Genomic DNA, 21,266 nt, shown 5'->3' with positions numbered 1-21,266 from the left:
ATAACAATGAAACGAATCGCCATCTTAATCCTAAGTATCACGTTATTTTCAGCCTGTAACGATACAGCAACTGACCTAAATAAGGATATTGCAGTACAAGTATCAGTGAAAGAAGTTGCTATCCAAAGTATCGAAAAATTCATTAGTACAACAGGAACAGTAAATCCGATTAAAACAGTCTCATTAAAAAGTGAGCTTGCTGGAAAATATCACCTCCAGGTAAATCCTAAGACGGGAAAAAAATATGCTTTGGGTGATTACGTTAAGGTCGGCACTGAAATTATTGTGTTGGAAGACAAAGAGTACGAGAATAATATCAAAATAAAATCTCAAGAATTGAATTTACAAATCTCCCAACAAGGTTTTGAAAAGCAACAATCTTTGTATAAAAAAGGTGGTGTGACCCTCTCGGATGTAAAAAAAGCAGAAATTGAATCGATTAACGCCAAGTACTCATACGAAGATGCTTTGTTTCGTTTAGCTAAGCTAAAAGTTAAATCGCCTTTTTCGGGTACGATTACTAGTCTGAACTATTACACCCAGAATACTAAAATTGATGCGGGCTCTCCACTAATTGGTATTATGGATTATAGTAAGCTACATATGGAGATTAATCTCGCTGAGAAGAATATGACATTGGTTAAAAAAGGACAAAAAGTAAAGATTGTCAATTACACAATTCCTGGAGATACGCTAAGTGGTGTTTTAGCTCAATTATCTCCTGCCATCAACTCTGAAACAAGATCGTTCAAAGCCATTATCAATATCAATAACTCAAAATTACTATTGCGTCCTGGCATGTTTGCAAAAGGGGAAATTGTAGTTGCTAAAGCCGATAAAGCTATTGTTATTTCTAAGGATATAATCTTGAACAAACAGAATGGGAATATTGTTTTTGTGGTGAATAAAGGATTAGCCGAAGAGAGACAGATCCAATTTGGATTGGAAAATCCTAAAGAAGTACAAATCATCTCAGGATTAGAAGAAAAAGATCGTTTGGTTGTGAAAGGATTTGAAACATTAAGAAACAACTCAAAGATTAAAATTATAAAATAGGTTTGATATTTTGAAACCCCTTCGTTCTCAATTCAAAATAGCATAAAAACGATTATAAAGGCTTACAAAATGAAGAAAATAACACAGTTTTCGGTCAACTACCCAGTGACAGTATCCATGATTGTAATGGCGATATTACTTTTAGGTTACGTCTCGCTTGGTAAATTAAACGTTGATCTGTTTCCAGAAATGAATGCACCTCGCATTTTTGTGGAAATTAAGGCAGGTGAGCGTCCACCCGAAGAGATCGAAAAACAATTCATTGAAAGTATCGAAGCGCAAACTATTCGACAAAAAGGTGTCAGTCAGGTTTCATCCGTTTGTATGGTCGGATCGGCAAGACTTACCGTTGAATACACCTGGGGTAACGATATGGACGAAGCCTTCCTAGATTTACAGAAGGCCCTTTCTTCGTTCAGCCAGAATTCCGAGATAGATGAATTTACGATCACACAACACGATCCCAATGCCTCTCCAATTCTAATAGTAGGCATGCTTCATCCTGAAATACAGGATATGAATGAATTACGAAAAGTAGGTGAAAACTATATTCGTAATGAACTGATTCGTTTGAAAGGTATCGCCGAAGTTGAACTAACTGGTGCTCAGGAAAAGGAAGTTCGTATAGAAACCAACCAATACATACTGGATGCTCACCAAATTACAATCGATCAGATTGCACAAAAAATACAAAGCCTCAATCAAAATGTATCCGGCGGAAGTATTGTGGAAATGGGCACAAAGTATATCATCAAGGGTGCTGGTTTAATTCGAAATATTCATGAAATTGAGAATGTTATTGTAGGTACTAAACAAGAAGCGCCAACAGGAGCTTCACAGCCATCAAACAATCAAAAGCAGCCACTTGTAAAAGGCAAAGTCCCTATTCTTTTGAAGGATGTGGCTAAAGTAAGTTTTGTAGCTAAAAAAGCTCAAAACATTGTGCGAATTAATGGTGTACGATGTGTCGGATTATCCATTTATAAAGAGACTGGCTCGAATACCGTTCAGGCTGTGGAGGATTTTGAAAAGACGATGCTCACCATCAAAAAAGCCTTACCCGGCTACCAGTTTATTACTGTTCAAAATCAGGGCCAGTTTATTCAAAAGGCCATTGATGAAGTTCAAGAAACAGCATTACTAGGTGTCCTCATCGCTATTTTTGTTCTTTTCGTTTTTCTACGTCGCGTAAAAGTAACAGCTATCGTGAGTTTTGCGATTCCCGTTTCTATTATTGCCACATTTAACCTAATGTATTTTAATGGCCTCAGTCTAAACATCATGACTTTGGGAGGCTTGGCGCTGGGAGCTGGTATGCTGGTTGATAATGCCATTGTGGTGATCGAAAATATATTCCGAAAAATGGAATTGGGTCTCTCGGTAAAAGAAGCCGCCATAGAGGGAACCTCAGAAGTAGGAGGAGCCATTGTCGCTTCAACACTAACGACCATTGTTGTTTTTCTACCTATCGTTTATATGCACGGCGCCTCGGGTGCCTTATTTAAAGATCAGGCATGGACGGTTGCTTTTTCACTAATTGCCTCTCTTTTTGTTGCCATTCTGATGATTCCGATGCTATTCAATTTTGCTTACAAAGGAAAAGGGAAAAATATCAAATTCAAATCAGTGAAAATTGCCTGGTATGGCAAATTACTAAAGAAATTACTCGATAAAAGAGCCTTGGTTATTGCTGGTGCAACTGTCATCATTGTGATTACCGGTCTCATTATGCCCTATGTTGGAAACGAATACCTCCCTAAAAGTGGGACGGGTGAATTTAGTCTCGATATTGAATTAAAAGAAGGTACGCAACTTGAAAGAACAGCCAAAACAGTTGAAGCAATTGAATCCATGCTCCGTCAATCTATGGGTAAGCAATTCGAAACTATTTACACTCAGGTGGGGCCTGGCTCCAGTTCATCAACAAGCAAATCTGTTTTTCAGAACGAAAATACCGCCAATATCAAAGTTCGATTGAGAAGTGAATTTCTAGATCACTCTGAAGAGATTCTAAATCATGTTGGTGTACTAATCTCCGACATTCCCAATGCTCAAATTACGATTATTCGTGACGAAACAGCTTTGCAATCGACCATCGGAACTGAGAGTGCACCTATAGAAGTAGAGATAAAAGGAAAAAATATGGAGGTCTTGGAACGCCTTTCAAATCAAGTTAAGGAACGATTAATTCAAATACCTGATTTAACGAATGTAAAAACCAATATTGAAGAGGGAGCACCCGAAGTTGATGTTGTCATAGATCGCTATAAGGCTGGACTATTTAATCTAAGCACACAAGCTATTACCAGCCAACTTAAGGATCTTTTAATGGGTAAGGATGCTGGTAAATTCGAACAAGGTGGTGAGATGAATGATATCCGTATCCAACTGCCTGATATAAGTCTGTCGGAGCTTAATACGATACTGATTAAAAGCGGTGATGCTGAAATACCACTATACGAAGTCGCCAATATCAAACAATCCTCATCGCCCAAGCAAATGCTAAGACGAAACCAGACTCGTATTGGTAAAATTAGTGCCGATATTCAAGGTTCAGAGGCTTTTGATCAGGTTATAGATAAAGTTAACGCTAAACTAGCAGGCTTAGAATTACCACAAGGCTATCAGATAAGCCTTATTGGTGAAGAGCAGAAAAGGCAGGAAGCCCTTTCAAACTTAAGTTTTGCTCTGATTCTTTCTGTCATTTTAGTCTATATGGTTATGGCTTCTCAGTTTGAATCACTAATTCATCCATTCACCATTCTACTAACCATTCCATTGGCTGGAGTTGGTGCCGTTTGGGCCTTTTTCCTTCTGGGAATTCCAATGAATATCATGGCTTATATCGGTATTATTATGCTGGGTGGAATTGCGGTAAATGACTCCATTATTCTGGTTGATGCCATTAACCAGTTTAAGCGACAAGGACAGAGCTTAATCGATTCGATAGTAATGGCTGGTGAGAATAGAATTAGACCTATTGTCATGACCAGTATTACAACCATTTTGGCCTTACTGCCGCTTACCATCGGTTTTGGTGAAAGTGCCGCCTTACGAGCCCCAATGGCCATAGCCGTAATTGCAGGTTTGATTACCTCAACATTACTAACATTAGTGGTAATACCATGTGTTTACTATGTATTCGATAGAGTACAGAGTCATTTTTCAAAGTCAGTAGATACTGAGTAATACCAAAGAAGTTAATCGAAGCCTGATACTAAAATCTGAACAGAAATGAATTTCATTATAAAACGAAAGGTTTTAATCGCAATGCTCTTTATCGGGCTTAGCATGTTGGGTTTTTTCTCCTACAAGCAACTTCCGGTTGAATTGCTTCCAAATACACAGTTCCCCTTGCTATTTGTACAGGTTGGTACAAGTCAGGAAGTAGATCCTCGCTATATGGAAAGCCAAGCCATTATTCCTCTCGAAGGGATTGTGGGAAGTCTTGAAGGTGTTGAAAAAATTTCATCTACGGCTGGACAACAAAGAGGTTGGATTGAAATTTCTTTCGAACAAGGAACAAACACCAAGTACGCTTACCTTAAATTAACTGAGAAAGTAGAACAAGCCAAGAAAAATCTTCCTAAAGAATTTATGATTCAGGTTGTGAAGGTTGATATGGAGCAACTCACCAATATGTTCATGAACTTACAAGTTCGCGGTAGTGGAGGTGTTGATAGAGTTAGACAAATTACTGAAAACGAAATAATCGATAAGATCAGCAATATAGATGGAGTTGCTAATACGGCCATTTTTGGCGGTCGTGAAAAATCGATTGAAATACAGCTCCGCGATGATGTCTGCAAAAGCTATGGCATTAGTCCCTCAGACGTTCGTTCTGCTCTTAGCCAAAATAACAATAGAAGAGATTTTGCGGGAAAAGTTATTGAAAAAAACAGAATGCACTTTGTGAATGTGGTTTCAGAATTTACTGATATCACAGATATTCATGAATTGGTCGTCAAGGAACAAGGCAAAATCAAACTTAAAGATATTGCTGATATTCGCTTTGGCGTCAAGGAAGAAAGTTCATACTCTCGTGTTAATGGAAAAGAAGCCGTAACGATACAAATAACACGCGATGCTCAATCAAATATTATTGATTTGGCCGACACAGTAATTGAAAAAATTGAGGAGCTTAATCAAGAACTAGAAAGCAAAGAGGTTAGCATAGTCGTCCAATCCAATTCTGCCGAAACCATGAAAACCAATATCGATTTAATTATCGAGTTGGCTCTTGTTGGTGGGATACTGGCCATTTTTATTCTTTGGATATTCTTAAAAAACATACGATTGGTTGTCGCTGTTGCCTTGGCCATTCCTATATCCGTTTATACGGCCTTTAATTTTTTCTATGCCTACGATATTAGCATCAATACACTAACACTACTGGGTATGGCTCTTGCCATAGGTATGCTGCTCGACAATAGTATTGTCGTCCTCGAAAATATCTATAGACTGGCAGCTAAAAAAGTTGATCCAGATACAGCGGTTATTCAGGGAACCAAAGAAGTTTGGCGTTCCATATTTGCAGCTACACTAACAACCATTATGGTGTTTTTGCCCTTTTTGTTCTCAACAAACTTTCTGATTAAGCTAATGGGAAAACACATCGGTGTTTCCATCATTTCAACACTTCTGGTTTCATTGGTTGTAGCCCTGCTTTTAATACCCATGATAACCCATTCGTTCTTGAAACGTAAGGGGAATATTCCCGCTGTAAATTTTGAGAACATCTCCTATCATAACCGACTCGTTCAGGTGTATTTGGTTATATTAAAGTCATGCATGCGATTTCCTGGAAGAACCATACTAGGCGCACTTGGTTTATTCTTTATCACCCTCCTAATCAGTGTGGGGTTGAGTTTCATGACGAAAAATGAAGCCGAAACGAAAGAACTCACGCTTTATGTCACGCTTCCCGGAGGAACAACTCTTAACAACACAGATCTCGTTATTCGAGAAGTAGAAAAAAATATTGAATCCCTTGAAGAGAAGAAGGATGTTACCAGTCAGGTTTACGAAGAGGAAGCTATTCTAACCATCTCTTTAGTTGACGACTATCGTGAAAAACAAAACCTAAGCGTTCCTGGAATCAAAAAAAACATACTGGAACGTGTCCGCGAAATACCGAGAGCGACCTTCAGTTGGGAACCACCAGCGAAAGGCAGACGCTTTGGTAGCGGTGGTGGTGATTTTGATGGGGGCAACTCATTAATGAGTTTATTTGGTCTGGGTACACAAAAAGAAAAACTCGTTATTAAAGGACAAGATTACGATAAGATGCTAGATCTCTCAGATGATCTTCAATATTATGTGGAACAACTCTCATCTATCAAGAACGTTTCGATTAAAATACCCAACAAACGTCCTGAAATGCTTCTGGAATTGGATAAGCAAATAATGGCTATCTACGATATTCCTGTCAATTCAGTTTTGTCAGAATTGAATTCATTTCAAAAGGAATTTTCCAGTGGTGTTAAGTTCAAACATGGCAGCGATGAATACGATATCATCATAAAAACACTGGGAGAAACAACAAAAGAAACCCGTGATGCCAAAGACCTGAGACAACTTAGAGTAAGAGGAAATCAAGGTGCCGAATTTGAATTACAAAATATTAGTAATCTCAATTTCACCGATGGTTTGTCAAGTATTAAAAGAACCAATCAAGAGAAACAGCTAGAGGTAGAATATCAATTTATCGATGAAGTTAATGACGATAAAGATCTCTTAACAGCAGCAAGAGTCGAAATAGACGAGCTAGTGGAGCGTTTAAATCTCCCTTCAGGCATCGCCCTTGAAGTGATACACGAAGAAAATCAATTGGAAGAATTTGGCTTTCTGTTTTTGATGGCTTTTATTCTAATTTTTATGATTCTGGCATCCGTATTCGAATCCTTTACCATGCCTATTGTCATGATGTTCTCTATTCCTATGGCAGCCATCGGATCATTGATAGCCCTTATTTTAACAGGAACACCGCTTATGAACCCTAATGTTTTTATGGGCTTTATTATCCTTTTGGGTATTGTGGTCAACAATGGCATTATCATGATTGACTATTCCAATGTGCTTCAAAAACGGGGGTATCGACAATCTCGTGCTCTCATTATGGCAGGATTAGCTCGAATTCGCCCCATCCTTATTACAGCTATTACAACCATTATTGCCTTAATACCATTGGCACTTGGAAGGGGTGAGTATGTAACTGACATTGGTGTTCCTTTTGCTATCACCGTTATTGGTGGTTTAAGCTTAAGCACTGTTCTTACCTTGGTCTTTATTCCAACCGTATATGCGGGTTTACAAACGAGTCTCAAATGGTTACGTAGTCAGAAAACATGGGTGAAAAGCATTCAATTTGCCCTATGGATATTAGGAAGCTATTTCATCTTTGCTGAAGTTGATAGTAAAATATGGCAGATTATTGATTTTCTGGTATTATTGCTGTCTGTGCCGGCTTGCATCTATTTTATATCGGCTAGTTTACGGAAGGCCAACGAAGAACTTATTGCTCCCGACGAACCTTTACATATTGAAATCAGAAATCTGGTTAAAATTTATGAATGGGATAACAGATTTACTCGCGAATGGAAGTCTGGACTTAAAATTAGAGAACGCCTTGGCTTAAAATTAGCCTACGAATCCTTAAACAATTTTATAGCCTTAATTTGGCAAATCCCTCTTGTCGCTTTTATGGTCTTCTTCATTTTCTATCATCTCCAAATTCAAATGTGGATTTTGATGCTATCCATACTTCTCCAGATCATCTTACTGAGCTTTATGCAGCCAATTCTGGCTTATCGGGATCATCTGAAAAAGGAGGCTAAACGAAAATGGGCTCAGTATTTGATTTATACTATCCAGAAAGCTGCTTTTTGGTTCTTCCCACTCTTTGTACTCAACTTTGCTTATCAGCAATACGATCTGATTGGTCTCTTGATTCCTGTTGGTATTGTTTGGTATTTAGCCTTAGTTATCAAACTATCATCGGACAAATTATATCGTGAGAAGATCAATATCAACCGAATAAAAGGAAGCTTTGGAGCTATTAGACGCAACTTCTATCGCTTTGTTCAAATCATACCAATTATCGGCAAAAAGAAAGTGCCTTTCAAGGCGCTTAAAGGCGTATCGCTGAAAATCGAAAATGGCATGTTTGGTTTGTTAGGCCCCAATGGAGCTGGTAAATCAACGCTCATGCGAATTATTTGCGGTATCCTCGAACAGAGTTATGGTCAAATCACTATTAATGGAATTGATGTACGTGAGAAACGTGAAGAGCTACAGGGTTTGATTGGTTACCTCCCACAGGAATTTGGCATGTACGAAAATATGAGTGCTTGGGATTTCCTAAATTATATGGGTATCATCAAGAAATTAAAAAATAATAAGGAAAGACATGAGCGCATTGAATATGTATTGAGTGCTGTGCATATGCTCGATCAGAAAGATGATAAAATTGGTTCTTTCTCCGGCGGTATGAAACAGCGAATAGGAATCGCTCAAATTTTGCTTCACTTACCAAGAATTTTAGTGGTTGATGAACCAACAGCTGGACTTGATCCTCGTGAAAGAATCCGATTTAGAAACCTTCTGGTTGAATTAAGTCGGGATAGAATTGTGATTTTCTCTACCCATATCATCGAAGATGTGGCTAGCTCGTGTAATCGAGTTGGGGTTGTGAAAAAGGGTGAACTCAAGTATTTGGGAGAGCCAGTGCACATGGCCAGTATTGCCAATGAAAAAGTTTGGATGCTTAGCGTTTCAATTGAGGAATTTGAACAGCTAAAAGCCGATCATGTCATTATTCATCATATGAGAGATGGGGATCAAATACGAGTTCGTTGTCTGTCTGATGAAAATCCAGGGTATGGAGCCATAAACACAAAAGCCAATCTGGAAGATGCTTACCTCTGTCTGTTGAATGAAAAGGATGCTTCGACTCCGCTCATCAAGCTGAAGGATGAAGTGTAGAAAGAAAAGTAAAAGTTTAAAGTATAAAAGTCAAAAGGTCTAAAGGTATAAAAGATGTTAAGGCTGAGTGAAACGAAGTCCGCCTCAGGCGGAGTAAAGAAAAACAAGGGTAAAAAGGGAGTTTCTCTTATAGCTCTCTCAAAATATCATATTTATGAAAGGAATAGAACAATTAAAACTCATACGCGATTTTATCCGCTACAATTTCAAGATTATATTTGCCAATAAGTTCATCTATTTTCTGATTGCTGCTTTTGCCTTCTTCCTTATGGTTGCGGGTATTATGCTTTTCTCGAGCGATAGTCCCGAAGAGGCTGATATTTTCTCGACACTTATTTTTCCGGGGATTCTTATCCTTTTTTATCCCGTCATTTATAATATCCAATCCGATAAAGACACACGCATGCTCGAGATCCTATTCGGTATTCCCAATTACCGCTACAAGGTCTATCTGGTGCGTTTTATACTCACCATCTTGCTCTTACTGCTTATTATGACATTTATGTCTTGGATAGTCGTATTCACAGTCATTCACATCCCTGTTTTCCATATGGTTTACGAGCTTATGTATAGCCTGATATTCCTGGCGAGTTTATCCTTTTTATTCACAACTCTCATCAAAAATGCCAGCGGTGCAGCGGTTGTTATGGTGATTATTGGCTTGGTATTTCTGATTTTGGCAGAACCTCTGGAATCTAGCAAATGGAATATTTTCCTGAACCCTTTTGATGTACCCAGCAACATGAGTTACTCCATTTGGCAAAATGTGCTCTATCAAAACAGAATGATGCTTGTCGGAGGATCAGTCATCTCCATTCTTTGGAGTTTAATCAATCTGCAAAAGCGAGAGAAATTTGTCTAAACGAAAAAAAAGCTCAATAAGTTAACTTATTGAGCTTTTAAATATCATTGATGAAGGCTTAAACTATTTAGTAGGCACCTCGCGATTCCAACGGTTAATTCCACCTTTTATATGTGCTGTTCTATGGAATCCACCCTTTTGAAGATAGCGTCTTACCTGCTTGCTTCTGAAGCCTAAATGGCAAAATACGACCAAATCCTTATCCTTAGGCAAAGTTCCCATCTTCTCTGGTATTTGACCCATAGGAATGTGAATTGCATTCTCTATCCCTCCTTGCGCCAGTTCATGCGATTCGCGAATATCAATAAGTAGAATATCATCTCGCTTTTCCATCTCGCTGATTAATTCTAGTGGCGTATAACTTGTTTTGGGAGCATTATCGTTTGAGAAAAATAACATAGTCTATAATTTTTAAATTAAACACTTTTTCAAGCTACTGTCGTTTCCTACAACATCTTTCCGGCTTGTTCTAACAAATATAGAAAAATTCGTGAGCCTTAAGGCTTATATGTAGAAAAGTTAAAATGATTTATGACTTAAATACTGTTAAAATTGAAGAGAGATATTTTGTCATCATCTATCATATTGAAAAAAAATAAAAATTTGAAGAAAAACGATTGAACCTTAATTCTCAGTCTGCAGCGCTCACAAACAAAAGGATTAAGTTAAAACACAGCATTCATACAAAACAGAAACACAGAGTTCTACGAAATGAAAACTATGATATATAGTTGTATAACTATAATTTATAGTTATATTTGATTTAAAATATTCCCATTATGAAGAAGCTAACACAAAAGGAAGAAGAGATCATGCAATTATTTTGGGCAGAAGGCCCAATGTTTGTTAAAGATCTTCAAAAGAAGTATCCCGATCAGAAATTGCATTACAACACCCTATCAACTATGGTAAGAGCTTTAGAAGAGAAAGGTTTTATCAATCACGAATCCTTTGGGAAAACACATCGCTATTTTGCTGCGATTAGCGAAGCCGATTATCGCAAAAAAACTTTGGGAAATGTCGTTCAAAAATACTTCGATAACTCATACCAACGCGTCGTGTCCATGTTTGTTGAAGAAGAAAACCTATCGCTTGACGAGCTTAAAAAACTGATTAAGGACATCGAAAAATCTAAAGAAAGCTAATTATGCTCATCTTCATAACATATATGATAAAGGTCGGTATCAGCCTGGCATTCTTCTATGTGCTATACAAGCTTTTGCTGAACAAAGACGCCAACCACAAATACAAAAGACTAACACTTTTGCTATCGGTTTGTGCAGCCTTTGCTATGCCTTTACTGGCACATTTAATTCCAGCAAACGAAATCAGCTCAGCTCCCATTCAAAAAGTTCGGGAATTGATTGAAATGCCCTTGCTCGAAACAGCTGTTATCAGTCCAAATCAAAAACAACCACTAGTAGAAACACCTAAGTCTAAGCCAATAAACTGGACCGCAATAGTCTACTTGAGCATTCTAAGCCTACTTAGTATTCATTTTCTACTCTCGTACCGAAGTATTTTAAAATGGCTGAGAAAAGCTACTATTAAACCCTATAAAGATATCCTACTGGCAATTGTTAGCGATGCCATACAGGCTTTCTCCTTCTTAAATTACATTGTGCTTTCGAAACAGGACTACAAACAGAATAAAACAGCCATTCTTCTGCACGAAGAAGCACATATCCGATTGTATCATTCATTTGATGTGATCTTAATCGAACTGGTTTGTTATTTGCAATGGTTCAACCCCTTTGCATGGTTACTTAAGAAAGAACTCAAACTGGTTCATGAATTTCAGGCCGATCAGGCCGTACTCAACACAGGCATCGATGCAACACAATATCAACTGTTGATTTTAGAAAAAGCTGTGGGCAAAAGACGTTTTGCTGTAGCCAATCATTTCAAACAAGGTTCAATCTCAAAACGATTAAAAATGATGAAAAAGAAACAAGTTAAACGATGGGGCGTTGCAAAAGCATTACTCTTTATACCTATGGGGCTTCTGCTCTTACAAGCTTTCACACAGCCCGAAATCATAAAGAAAGTAAATACACTACCTCCTCTTATGGTTCAAGCTGATAGTAGCCAGATATGGCTAAGTCAATGGACAGCCAAAAATCTGCCTAAAAGCAATCAGGTTGTAACCAAACTGGCTAATATGGCCGAAAAGGGGACTGAATCAGTAGAGTCCAAAATTAAAAAAAGAAATGTTCTGCGAATCATGCAAAACAGAGCAGATGATTATCTTATTAATGATGAAATAACTTCAAAGAACGAAATTCTTGCCATTGTAAAAAGCTTTATTCAGGGCAAAGATTATTGGGGGAAAACAGGACCAGAAGTTAAAGAAATGAGTTTTGGTGGAAAAAATAAAGCTCAAATAAGCAAAGGTGTTGTTGTTTACGAATTCGATAAAGGCACAAGCAAAGGAGCACTGGATTTCACAATGAAAGCCATTGGAAAAGCGCATCTTCAAGTTCGCAAGGAGAAAGCAATAAACTTCTTCAATAAAGCTTATTTTGATCTAAAAGGATCGGAACGCAGCTTCATAGATAAAATCGTTCCTATTCGTGTTATGAAGCTCCCAAGTCATAATACATCAGGCTTATCAATGAATCTGAAAGTCACAAAAGATGGGATTTTCTTTAATGATGAACTTTGCCCTCTTGATCAGTTGGCCGATAGAATGAAACTATTTTTTAAGAAAAACCCAAAGGCAGTTGTTCAATTAAGTGCAAAAAAAGACATTAAAAAGGAAATCATGACCGTTTTGATAAAACAGTTACGATTATCTGGGGTCTCAACATTAACCTATTTAGTCGAAAAATCATAATTCATTTTCAGGTATGATAAAAAAACGAGTTCCATTTGGAGCTCGTTTTTTGTATATCAAATCTTAACTCTAAGATTTTTATTCATCTGATAATGCTAGCAATCGATTATACCTTCAAAACAATACGATATCTGGCCTTTCCTTCTTCCAAATGTGTCATAGCTTCATTCACTTTTGCTAAAGGAAACTCTTCCACCATGGGATAAATATCATGACGAACACAAAATTCGAGCATCTTAAGCGTGAGTGCTGGACTACCCAATGGACTACCTGCAACAGATTTCTCACCCATTATCAAGGAAAAGGCTGGGATAGCCATCGGTTCTAAAACGGCACCTACCGTATGCAATCTTCCCTTTGGTCCGAGAGCAGATAAATAGGCATTCCAATCTAAACTGACATTGGTGGTGTTCAGGATAAAATCCAAACTACCCGCAATGCTTTCTAATTCATCAGGATTTCTGGAATTGATAACTTTGCTTGCACCCATGGAGAGTATCTGCCTTTTTTTATCCGGGTTAGAGCTAAACGCAATGACTTCACAACCCCATTTATTCAGGAATTTTAAAGCCATATGACCAAGTCCTCCAATACCGATAACACCTACCTTATCGGTGGCTTTTACACCCGCTAAAATAATCGGATTAAATACGGTAATGCCACCACAAAGCAGGGGACCAGCTTTCTTCATATCGATACCCTCAGGAAGAGGAATAGCCCAGGACCAATGCCCTCTCACATAATCTGCAAAGCCACCATGTCGCCTCACAATAGTACCTTCAAGACTATTACAAAGATGATGACTGCCATCCATACATTGTTTACAGTGCATACAGGATGCTGAATTCCAGCCCAAGCCAACTAAATCGCCAGGCTTTAGCGTTTCCACATGATGACCTACTGCAGCGACCTCGCCTACAATTTCATGTCCTGGAACAAAGGGGTAATTCGTCATGCCCCATTCATTATTTAGCATACTTAAATCAGAATGACAAATACCACAATAATGAACTTTGATATCCACTTGATCACACTTTAATTCAGGTAATTCATATTCAAAAGGTTTTAATTGTCCCCCTGCCTCACTTGCTGCATACGCCTTTACTCTTTCCATAATAAGCATTTTTTTAATGACTTAAATGTTTCAAATCAACTCCTGCCCAATGACTTAAGCTTGAATCAGCAAGACTTAAGAACCTGAAAATTCGAGTCCATTTAATTTACTGAAAAAAGAAACATGAATAAAAAATACTTGACGGGCTGAGCTTTTCCCTAAACGAATCGAGGCTACTGAGCAAATAATTAAACCGTAACAAAGTCGATTCAATGGCAGAATAGGACGAAAACTAATTAGTTTTATAGATAAACGGAAAAATATCAGATTTGCAGAAAAAATAAACTACGAAAAAACCCATCCGCGAAATTCACAGATGGGTTCATTTATATCTTTTCAATTCTTATTGTTTTGCAGATTTCATCATTTTAATTACAACAATTCGCAAAACAGAATCACTCTCGTTTCTCCAACCATGTCCGCAATTTGCAGGGCTTTCGATTAGGGTATTTGCTTCCACTTCTTTGCTTTCGTCTCCTATCTCAACAATTCCCTTTCCTTCCAAAACCAAAAAACGAACATCAAGAGGTGCTGCATGTTTAGCAATCGTATCACCTGGCTTCAAATTTAGGTGAACCATCATCATATGCTCATCCTGATGAAATTTTCTGGCTTCAACCCCATGCCCGTTTACAAACGACTCCGTTTCAAATATTTTTTTTATCTCCATGACTTACTGTATTAAGCTGATTACTACTAACACTTAAACAAAAGTCGGGCTTTTAAAATGAAAAAAGAGAAACATTTGTTACAAAAGAGAAAAACAATAAAAATTACACATACGAAAAAACCCATCCGTGAAATTCACAGATGGGTTTTAATTGAGGTCTCTTAATCGCACCATACTGGAATTGAAATGAGAGAGAAATAGACATTTTAAATCTTCTCATGCAAAAAGGTTAATAGCTTTCATTAATAAGCGGCTTTTTCCCGCTCCTTTTTCACCTCTTAACACATTGCATATCTGTTGCGCTCATAACCGCCCATAAATGCGCCTAAATCGCTTCTTAAGGGTTTGATATAGGTATAAGGTTGCAAATCACTTAAAAGGGTTGTTTCTTTACTTTTCGGCATTTTTAAAACTGGTTTTTGCAAACCATCAACAGAAGGGATTTTCGTCTGTTTTTTTTGGCAAGTTTTTAGTCTTGATCTCTTTTATTACTAATTCTCTGTTTTTTCATAAGCAATTTTAAAACTAATATATATTTTCTCTTTGTTAACGAGAAGGTCTTTTCCACTATCTGCTGTATTAATTAGCTCTGATACAGAGATTGTTTCTTCATGTTCTTCTATTAATTCATTAGATATATTCCAATTATAATCACTAAATGAATATCTAAAAGTAATAGAATCATTCATGAATATATTGTCAAACACGGCAGGTTTTCGTGTACAGTGTCCATCTTTAAAATCGATTGGATCCTGATCTAAATTTTTATATACATCACGAGCAATTGGCCAATATCCTCCATAATAGTGCCACAATTCCTCTTCATCGGCTGTTCCCGAAACATTACATTTAATATTTCCAATTAGTTCCTCTTTATTAGGATACTGTGTATAAATGCCATTTTTATCATTGAAATCATTCATGTCCTTTATTTCAAGTGCATCTATAGTAAAAACATAATTAAAAGCTTTCGGAAATCTTTCAACAATACTATAGTCAGCAGCGTATACGATTTTTGCAATCGAATTGTCCTTTATGTTTCTCAGCGTATACGATATTATCGCACCAGGCGATTCCTTGGAATAATTCCCTCCTTGTTTAATATAGTTTTTAAATGCCTCATAACCATCGATTGCTTTCGAAGCATCCTCACCAGATCCCCCCAATATATAGACCCTAATATTGGAAGTAGCTAAAAGACGATTAAATTCTATGGAAGCTCCCCCTGATACTTTTCTATAGGAAGCATTAAGATAGGCTTTCACACTATCTTTGCTTAAACTCGATTCAACTGTAAAAAATGCTAACCGCCCATACGTAATAGTTGAAATATACATGGGAGCAAAGGTGCCAATAAGTGCCTTGTCAATTTGTTCCTCAAATAAGTCGGAAGGTTTTAGTGGTTGATCCATATCGATAGTGTAGTAGCTTTGAATAAATTTGGCTACCAGTCGGGTATTTTTTTTCCGCGAGTTGTAATCAAACCCCCCACTAATTTTAAGTGCTTTACCCTTGTAACTTACGTGTAAAGATAAATCTAATTGCTGCTCGGAATATGCATCATAGATTTCAAAACCCATATTTGCTGGTGGACATTCATATTCCTGATTCATAAGCTTGTTTATTGATTCTCTAACAGAAGACAGTTTAGGATCTTGAATTTCAATTGAAACAGATTCTGAACCGATAAGAGAAGTGGAAATTTTTATTGGTTTGCGTTTTGCCGGTATAAGGGTATACGTTCCATCAAGGATTGATTCTCCTTGAACCAATGCACCCGGATAAATAACATCAGTAGTTGGATTCAAAACAATTTGTTCATCAAAACCCTCCGCTGCATGATATTTTGTTATTGAATAATTATAATCGGAATCCTCTTCTTGAATCGGCCCTTCAACTACTGTTTCTGCCGTCTCGTCTGGCATTTCTTCAGAAATATTTGGAAGATTATTGAAATATAAATTCAAATCAACATCCCAATTTTCTGAGGGTTCATCATATGTTTTATGACAGGAAATACAAAGTCCAATAACCAGTAATAAAGAAATAATCTTAGTACAATATGTAGTTTTCATCATACAATAATTTAGTTGGTAACAAAATTAGTAACTTAATTTTCATCAATTCAGTGTATAAAAAAGATCTTGAAAATAAATAAGAGTAATAGGAAAAAATATTTTTTCAGGCTATTTTTGTATATGAGAGGTCCAAAGGAGCAAAGCCCCTAACTAACGGATTAGAAGTAGGTGTTCTTTCATTATTTTTTTTTTTGCCATAGGAATTAATGAGAAACCTATGGCGTTTCTAATTAATCAGAACATACAACTTATTCATTAGATACACAAGCATATAGCCTGTTATTTTGACGATATAACTATCAAATATTTTGGAGACATTTTGGAAGCAATATTAATTGAGAGCATCGAACCAAGACAAAATCGAAAACAAGGAAATTTATTTGCTGGAATTAAATATCTGCAACAAGAAGCACCGGAAATCAAAAAAGAATGAAAGAACAATTAATTCGGGAATTGACAGATAAACTTTCCTGAATTCAGAGGACCTTTGACAGTATGGTTTTTAATAGATATTATGAGTTTAAAAATACTTATCGGGCGATATACAATTTACGCTTTATAAGCCAAAAGATCAAAAAAATTAACAAGGAGGATAGTGCACTATATACGCGAAGAAAACTGCAAATTGCAGGCTAATACATCAAGTTTGCACTCTTATATGAAAAAAATCTTCCCTGTGAGAAAATCGTCGTGATGTGGCATTTTTTCGCTTGGACTTGCCATCTATTAGAAGTTCGATGACATCGGCATACTGTTCTGAAAATTGCTATGGAAGAAGGAATTTAGAACCTTCATTATACAAGAAGAAAAAACCCATCCGCGAAATTCACAGATGGGTTCATTTATATCTTTTCAATTCTTACTATTTTGCAGATTTCATCATTTTAATTACAACAATTCGCAAAACAGAATCACTCTCGTTTCTCCAACCATGTCCGCAATTTGCAGGGCTTTCGATTAGGGTATTTGCTTCCACTTCTTTGCTTTCGTCTCCTATCTCAACAATTCCCTTTCCTTCCAAAACCAAAAAACGAACATCAAGAGGTGCTGCATGTTTAGCAATAGTATCACCTGGCTTCAAATTTAAATGCACCATCATCATATACTCATCTTGATGAAACTTTCTGGCTTCAACACCATGACCGTTTACAAACGACTCCGCTTCAAATATCTTTTTTATCTCCATGATCTATTGTATTAAGCTGATTACTACTAACACATAAACAAAAGTCGGGCTTTTAAAATGAAAAAAGAGTAACATTTGTTACAATAGATGAAAACAATAAAAATTACACATACGAAAAAACCCATCCGTGAAATTCACAGATGGGTTTTTATTTTGAATATTCTTTTTAAGACATCTTGAAACCTCTGTTCAAGCGATTACTTATACGGTGTGCTGGTTTAATGTCCCCCCTCAAACTTAAATGAAACCAACACTCTTGCACGATAAGCTTCAATCTTCCCATCTTTAATCTGTAGATCGAGTTTCGATATCTCCGCTATTCTAAGGTCACGCAGACTTTCAGCTGCTCTACTAACAGCAACTTCTGCGGCTTTTTCCCACGATTCAGGGCTTGTACCCACTAGTTCAACTACTTTGTAAACACTTTCTGCCATAGCTTTTACTTTAATCAATTAATATATGTTGTATCCCTTACTATTTATTTGATACATAAGATCAAATATTAAGGGTATTATATTTCAAATTCAGAGTACCTTATGCAGAAAGATTTTTGGTAGATATTATGAGTTTAAAAATACTTATCGAGCAATATACAATTTACGATTTATAAGCCAGAAGATCAAAAAAATAAACAAAGAAGATAGTGCACTATATACGCGCAGAGAACTGCAAATTGCAGGCTAATACATCAAATTTTGACTGTTATGCGAAAAAGGTCTTCCCTGTGATAAAATCGTCGTGATGTGGCAGTTTATAGGATGGACTTGCCATCTTTTAGAAGTTCGATGACATCAGCATGCTGTTCTGAAAATTGCTAAGGAAGAAGGAATTTAGAACCTTCAGTATACAAAAAGAAAAAACCCATCCGTGAAATTCACAGATGGGTTTTAGTTGAGGTCTCTGGCGGATTCGAACCGCCGTGGATGGTTTTGCAGACCACTGCCTAGCCACTCGGCCAAGAGACCCTTTTCTCTTTAAGAGCGATGCAAAGATAAGTAATAAAGAAAATACTTTACAAACTTTTTAAAGCTTTTCTAATATTTTTTTTCTTCAATTCTCGCAGTTCAAAGAGAATCAAAAACTTATCGACTTAAAGTTAAACTAACTTTCTCGATTTGCCCGCCCATAGGGGGATTCATTTTGGATACTTTAACGGTAGCATGCTCCAATTCTGGAAATTTAGCGTAAAGCATATCCAATAAACGTTGACCAACATGTTCAAGCAGGTGAGATTTAATCTTAAATTCTTCCTGAATCATCTCGTATGCTCGCTGATAGTTGAGTGCATCGGTAATGGCATCAGAGGCAGCTGGTTTCTCAGCATTATACTCCATGCGCACATACACAACAAACTTATTGCCTACCACCTGTTCTTCAACAAAACAGCCATGATAGCCGTAAAATTCCAATCCTTCTAGTTCTATAATTCCTTTCATACTTGTAAAAATATTTCAGGGCGAATATAGGACAAATTTCCCTAAGCCGAATTCTATTTCAAGCTATCATGCAAATTCATAGATATAGGAGCCGTTTTATTTAGTGAAAATCTCTACTTTTGTCAGTTCGAACCCTTTATATCTGCTTTAATGTGATTAAATCGTTTATCGAGGTAAATCGAAAGATAAAGCAAGGCGAGATCATAAACAATCTCAGGCAATACATGTATCATCTAAATTAGAGTGAAGTATGGATAACAAGACTATGAATGAAGAGAGTGCTAAAGAAGTAAAATCTCTGAATTTTATCCAGCAGATCATTGAAGAGGATCTGAAAAACAATGTCAATGATGGTAGAGTACACACCCGTTTCCCTCCGGAACCAAACGGTTACCTACACATTGGACATGCAAAAGCAATCTGCCTAAATTTTAGCCTTGCCCAGCAATACCAGGGAAAATGTAACCTACGTTTCGACGATACCAATCCTGTAAAGGAAGATACCGAGTACGTAGATTCTATAATGGAAGATATTAAATGGCTAGGTTTTAAATGGGATGGCGATCCTTATTACACATCTGATTATTTTGAACAGCTATACGATTGGGCTGTGAAATTGATTACTGATGGTAAGGCTTATGTTGATGACCAATCTGCAGCGTTAATTGCTGAGCAAAAAGGTACACCAACAACTCCAGGTACTGCAAGTCCTTTCCGTAGCCGTTCTGTTGAGGAAAACTTAGATATGTTTGCTCGAATGAGAGCAGGCGAATTTAAGGATGGTGATAAGGTTTTGCGTGCCAAAATTGATATGGCATCACCAAACATGCACTTGCGCGATCCATTGATGTATCGTATTATGCATGCTCATCATCACCGTACGGGTGACGCTTGGTGTATTTACCCAATGTACGACTATGCTCATGGCGAGTCGGATTATTTAGAGGGTATTACTCACTCAATCTGTACACTTGAATTTGAGGTTCACCGTCCACTTTACGAGTGGTTTGTAGGTAATATTACAGATACAGAGTACCAACCAAAGCAACGTGAATTTGCACGTTTAAATTTGAGTTATACCATAATGAGTAAGCGTAAGCTACTTCAATTGGTTAACGAAAAGCACGTTTCTGGATGGGATGATCCACGAATGCCAACCATCTCTGGTTTGCGTCGTAGAGGTTATACACCAAACTCGATTAAAAACTTTGCAGATACCATTGGTGTAGCAAAACGTAATAACGTTATTGATGTTGCAGTTTTGGAGCACTGTGTACGTGAAGATTTGAACAAAACAGCACCTCGTGTGATGGCTGTTCTTAATCCAGTGAAATTGGTATTAACCAACTACCCTGAGGGACAAGAAGAATTCCTAAGCATCGAAAACAACCCTGAAGATCCAGAATCAGGTTCTCGTGAAATTCCATTCTCTAGAGAGCTTTATATCGAGCGTGAGGACTTTATGGAAGATGCTCCTAAGAAATTCTTTAGAATGACTCCAGGTCGAGAAGTTCGTCTTAAGGCGGGTTATATTGTGATGTGTGAAAAAGCAGTGAAGGATGCTGATGGTAATATCACCGAGATTCACGCGACTTATGATACACTATCAAAATCAGGTAGCGGATCTGAAGAAAGCAAGCGTAAAGTAAAAGGAACACTTCACTGGGTTTCTGCTAAGCATGCTGCTAAAGCTGAAGTTAGAATTTACGATCGTTTATTCAATGACGAAGCACCAGATAGTCACAAAGAAAAAGACTTCTTAGAGTTCATCAATGAGGATTCATTACAAATTCTTGACAACTGTTTTGTAGAGCCTGGTTTGAAAGATTCAAAAGCTGAAGATCGTTTCCAATTCCAGCGTTTGGGTTATTTCTCAACTGATAAGGACAGTTCTGCAGAGAAGTTGATCTTTAACCGTACTGTATCGCTTAAAGATTCATTCTCTAAGGGAAAGAAAAAATAGAGATTTACATTCTCAATCATTATTAAGAAATCCGGTCTAACGATCGGATTTTTTTTGGTTTTAATGCCTCCTATTTTTGTTG

Annotated in this window: 15 protein-coding genes and 1 tRNA gene; 7 read left to right on the top strand and 9 right to left on the bottom strand. The window is 37.2% G+C overall.

Translation table 11 applies throughout. The features are described from left to right. Window positions 1–6: 6 nt before the first annotated feature. From ACXR6G_RS14515 to ACXR6G_RS14500, 4 genes are all read left to right on the top strand, one after another. Window positions 7–1,056: an efflux RND transporter periplasmic adaptor subunit gene (locus ACXR6G_RS14515; protein ID WP_458362160.1), complete on the top strand. Its 1,050-nt coding sequence runs from the start codon at window positions 7–9 to the stop codon at window positions 1,054–1,056. Between the two features lie 69 nt (window positions 1,057–1,125). Further along, the gene (locus ACXR6G_RS14510) at window positions 1,126–4,245 is read left to right on the top strand and encodes an efflux RND transporter permease subunit (protein WP_458362159.1); all 3,120 of its coding nucleotides are present in this window, start codon (window positions 1,126–1,128) and stop codon (window positions 4,243–4,245) included. A gap of 45 nt (window positions 4,246–4,290) precedes the next feature. After that, the gene (locus ACXR6G_RS14505; RefSeq protein ID WP_458362158.1) at window positions 4,291–9,039 is read left to right on the top strand and encodes an efflux RND transporter permease subunit; all 4,749 of its coding nucleotides are present in this window, start codon (window positions 4,291–4,293) and stop codon (window positions 9,037–9,039) included. 154 nt (window positions 9,040–9,193) lie between these two features. Next, the gene (locus ACXR6G_RS14500; RefSeq protein ID WP_458362157.1) at window positions 9,194–9,901 is read left to right on the top strand and encodes a hypothetical protein; all 708 of its coding nucleotides are present in this window, start codon (window positions 9,194–9,196) and stop codon (window positions 9,899–9,901) included. A gap of 63 nt (window positions 9,902–9,964) precedes the next feature. On the opposite strand, the gene ACXR6G_RS14495 is transcribed toward ACXR6G_RS14500, so the two are convergent. Beyond that, a complete protein-coding gene (locus tag ACXR6G_RS14495) occupies window positions 9,965–10,300 on the bottom strand; it encodes a rhodanese-like domain-containing protein (RefSeq protein WP_458362156.1) in 336 nt (111 codons plus the stop codon). 380 nt (window positions 10,301–10,680) lie between these two features. Here ACXR6G_RS14495 and ACXR6G_RS14490 point away from each other — a divergent pair, with 380 nt between their 5' ends. Beyond that, complete coding sequence (locus ACXR6G_RS14490) at window positions 10,681–11,046, top strand: BlaI/MecI/CopY family transcriptional regulator (protein ID WP_458362155.1); 366 nt, start codon at window positions 10,681–10,683, stop codon at window positions 11,044–11,046. A gap of 2 nt (window positions 11,047–11,048) precedes the next feature. After that, a complete protein-coding gene (locus tag ACXR6G_RS14485; RefSeq protein WP_458362154.1) occupies window positions 11,049–12,737 on the top strand; it encodes a M56 family metallopeptidase in 1,689 nt (562 codons plus the stop codon). A 106-nt stretch (window positions 12,738–12,843) separates the two neighbouring features. On the opposite strand, the gene ahr is transcribed toward ACXR6G_RS14485, so the two are convergent. The 8 genes from ahr to folB form a co-directional block, all read right to left on the bottom strand. Beyond that, a complete protein-coding gene (gene ahr, locus ACXR6G_RS14480; protein ID WP_458362153.1) occupies window positions 12,844–13,851 on the bottom strand; it encodes an NADPH-dependent aldehyde reductase Ahr in 1,008 nt (335 codons plus the stop codon). Window positions 13,852–14,194: 343 nt separating this feature from the next. Further along, the gene (locus ACXR6G_RS14475) at window positions 14,195–14,521 is read right to left on the bottom strand and encodes a cupin domain-containing protein (RefSeq protein ID WP_458362152.1); all 327 of its coding nucleotides are present in this window, start codon (window positions 14,519–14,521) and stop codon (window positions 14,195–14,197) included. Window positions 14,522–14,799: 278 nt separating this feature from the next. After that, window positions 14,800–14,925 carry a hypothetical protein gene (locus ACXR6G_RS14470; protein WP_458362151.1) on the bottom strand — a complete coding sequence of 42 codons (126 nt, stop codon included), beginning with the start codon at window positions 14,923–14,925 and terminating at the stop codon, window positions 14,800–14,802. An 87-nt stretch (window positions 14,926–15,012) separates the two neighbouring features. Next, the gene (locus tag ACXR6G_RS14465; RefSeq protein WP_458362150.1) at window positions 15,013–16,599 is read right to left on the bottom strand and encodes a thiol-activated cytolysin family protein; all 1,587 of its coding nucleotides are present in this window, start codon (window positions 16,597–16,599) and stop codon (window positions 15,013–15,015) included. Window positions 16,600–17,461: 862 nt separating this feature from the next. Beyond that, the gene (locus tag ACXR6G_RS14460; RefSeq protein WP_458362149.1) at window positions 17,462–17,785 is read right to left on the bottom strand and encodes a cupin domain-containing protein; all 324 of its coding nucleotides are present in this window, start codon (window positions 17,783–17,785) and stop codon (window positions 17,462–17,464) included. Between the two features lie 218 nt (window positions 17,786–18,003). Beyond that, window positions 18,004–18,219, bottom strand: a complete 216-nt coding sequence (locus ACXR6G_RS14455) for a dodecin family protein (protein ID WP_458362148.1) — start codon at window positions 18,217–18,219, stop codon at window positions 18,004–18,006. A gap of 460 nt (window positions 18,220–18,679) precedes the next feature. Beyond that, window positions 18,680–18,750, bottom strand: a tRNA-Cys gene (locus ACXR6G_RS14450). Window positions 18,751–18,867: 117 nt separating this feature from the next. Further along, window positions 18,868–19,221: a dihydroneopterin aldolase gene (gene folB, locus ACXR6G_RS14445; RefSeq protein WP_458362147.1), complete on the bottom strand. Its 354-nt coding sequence runs from the start codon at window positions 19,219–19,221 to the stop codon at window positions 18,868–18,870. 250 nt (window positions 19,222–19,471) lie between these two features. Here folB and ACXR6G_RS14440 point away from each other — a divergent pair, with 250 nt between their 5' ends. Beyond that, window positions 19,472–21,184, top strand: coding sequence for a glutamine--tRNA ligase/YqeY domain fusion protein (locus ACXR6G_RS14440; protein WP_458362146.1), 1,713 nt, complete (start codon window positions 19,472–19,474; stop codon window positions 21,182–21,184). Window positions 21,185–21,266 lie beyond the last annotated feature (82 nt).

The sequence above is a fragment of the Ancylomarina sp. YFZ004 genome (assembly GCF_054254355.1).
This window is presented reverse-complemented; position numbering and strand designations above follow the sequence as displayed.

Excerpts from the sequence above, each read along its gene's own strand:
- ACXR6G_RS14515 (WP_458362160.1), top strand. The coding sequence starts at position 7 with ATGAAACGAATCGCCATCTTAATCCTAAGTATCACGTTATTTTCAGCC.
- ACXR6G_RS14510 (WP_458362159.1), top strand. The coding sequence starts at position 1,126 with ATGAAGAAAATAACACAGTTTTCGGTCAACTACCCAGTGACAGTATCC.
- ACXR6G_RS14505 (WP_458362158.1), top strand. The coding sequence starts at position 4,291 with ATGAATTTCATTATAAAACGAAAGGTTTTAATCGCAATGCTCTTTATC.
- ACXR6G_RS14500 (WP_458362157.1), top strand. The coding sequence starts at position 9,194 with ATGAAAGGAATAGAACAATTAAAACTCATACGCGATTTTATCCGCTAC.
- ACXR6G_RS14495 (WP_458362156.1), bottom strand. The coding sequence starts at position 10,300 with ATGTTATTTTTCTCAAACGATAATGCTCCCAAAACAAGTTATACGCCA.
- ACXR6G_RS14490 (WP_458362155.1), top strand. The coding sequence starts at position 10,681 with ATGAAGAAGCTAACACAAAAGGAAGAAGAGATCATGCAATTATTTTGG.
- ACXR6G_RS14485 (WP_458362154.1), top strand. The coding sequence starts at position 11,049 with ATGCTCATCTTCATAACATATATGATAAAGGTCGGTATCAGCCTGGCA.
- ahr (WP_458362153.1), bottom strand. The coding sequence starts at position 13,851 with ATGGAAAGAGTAAAGGCGTATGCAGCAAGTGAGGCAGGGGGACAATTA.
- ACXR6G_RS14475 (WP_458362152.1), bottom strand. The coding sequence starts at position 14,521 with ATGGAGATAAAAAAAATATTTGAAACGGAGTCGTTTGTAAACGGGCAT.
- ACXR6G_RS14470 (WP_458362151.1), bottom strand. The coding sequence starts at position 14,925 with ATGCCGAAAAGTAAAGAAACAACCCTTTTAAGTGATTTGCAACCTTAT.
- ACXR6G_RS14465 (WP_458362150.1), bottom strand. The coding sequence starts at position 16,599 with ATGATGAAAACTACATATTGTACTAAGATTATTTCTTTATTACTGGTT.
- ACXR6G_RS14460 (WP_458362149.1), bottom strand. The coding sequence starts at position 17,785 with ATGGAGATAAAAAAGATATTTGAAGCGGAGTCGTTTGTAAACGGTCAT.
- ACXR6G_RS14455 (WP_458362148.1), bottom strand. The coding sequence starts at position 18,219 with ATGGCAGAAAGTGTTTACAAAGTAGTTGAACTAGTGGGTACAAGCCCT.
- folB (WP_458362147.1), bottom strand. The coding sequence starts at position 19,221 with ATGAAAGGAATTATAGAACTAGAAGGATTGGAATTTTACGGCTATCAT.
- ACXR6G_RS14440 (WP_458362146.1), top strand. The coding sequence starts at position 19,472 with ATGGATAACAAGACTATGAATGAAGAGAGTGCTAAAGAAGTAAAATCT.